The 1,099-nt window shown below is 70.6% G+C and carries 1 protein-coding gene and 1 rRNA gene; both read right to left on the reverse strand.

Annotated features, from left to right (window positions below):
- Positions 1 to 867 (reverse strand): hypothetical protein (locus tag AC07BS_RS33760; RefSeq protein WP_478935425.1); only part of this gene is annotated, 867 nt, incomplete at its 3' end.
- 140 nt (positions 868 to 1,007) lie between these two features.
- Positions 1,008 to 1,099, reverse strand: a 5S ribosomal RNA gene (gene rrf / locus AC07BS_RS33765); the annotation flags it as partial.

A 1,099-nucleotide genomic window follows, 5' to 3' on the forward strand; every position in this document is an offset into this window, starting at 1 on the left:
ACGACGGCCGAAGCCACCGCCGGAACGGTCGTCACGGCGGTCGTCACGGCGGAAACCACCGGGACGCTCGTCACGACGCTCATCGCGACGGAAGCCACCGCGGTCGTCATCGCGACGGCCGAAGCCACCGCCGGAACGGTCGTCACGGCGGTCGTCACGGCGGAAACCACCGGGACGCTCGTCACGACGCTCATCGCGACGGAAGCCGCCACGGTCGTCGTCGCGGCGACCGAAGCCACCGCCCGGACGGCCGCCACGGTCATCGCGACGGTCGTCGCGGCGGAAGCCACCGCGGTCGTCGTCACGGCGGCCGAAGCCACCGCCGGAACGGTCATCACGACGGTCATCGCGACGGAAACCGCCGGGACGCTCGTCACGACGCTCGTCACGACGGAAACCGCCACCGGAACGGTCGTCGCGACGGAAGCCACCGGGACGCTCGTCGCGACGGTCGTCACGACGGGGGCCACGGTCGTCATCACGACGGGGGCCACGGTCGCGGTCATCGCGGCGGAAGCCGCCACGGTCGTCGTCGCGCCGGCCGAAGCCACCGCCCGGACGGCCGCCACGGTCATCGCGACGGTCGTCGCGGCGGAAACCGCCACGGTCGTCGTCACGGCGGCCGAAGCCACCGCCGGAACGGTCATCACGACGGTCATCGCGACGGAAACCGCCGGGACGCTCGTCACGACGGTCGTCACGACGGGGACCGCCACGGTCGTCGTCACGGCGCGGGCCGCGGTCGTCACGACGGAAGCCACCGCCGGAACGGTCGTCGCGGCGGAAACCGCCACCGCGCGGGCCGCGGGGGCCTCCGCCGTAGCGCGACTCGCCGCCCGAGCGATCCTCGGGAGAGTTGGTGGACATCGACGTGACTCCTGTCTTCGGGTACCGCAGTCATTCTCGCGCACCTGGCCGACAGGCGCGCTTCGACAAAAAACAAGCAGAAAAACAAATGGACCCCTGGTCCCAGCGTGAACGCTGGGACCAGGGGTCCATGAAAGATTGTTCGGCGGCGTCCTACTCTCCCACAGGGTCCCCCCTGCAGTACCATCGGCGCTGAAAGGCTTAGCTTCCGGGTTCGGAATGTAACCGGGCG

Source organism: Streptomyces sp. NPDC044063 (genome assembly GCF_056434285.1).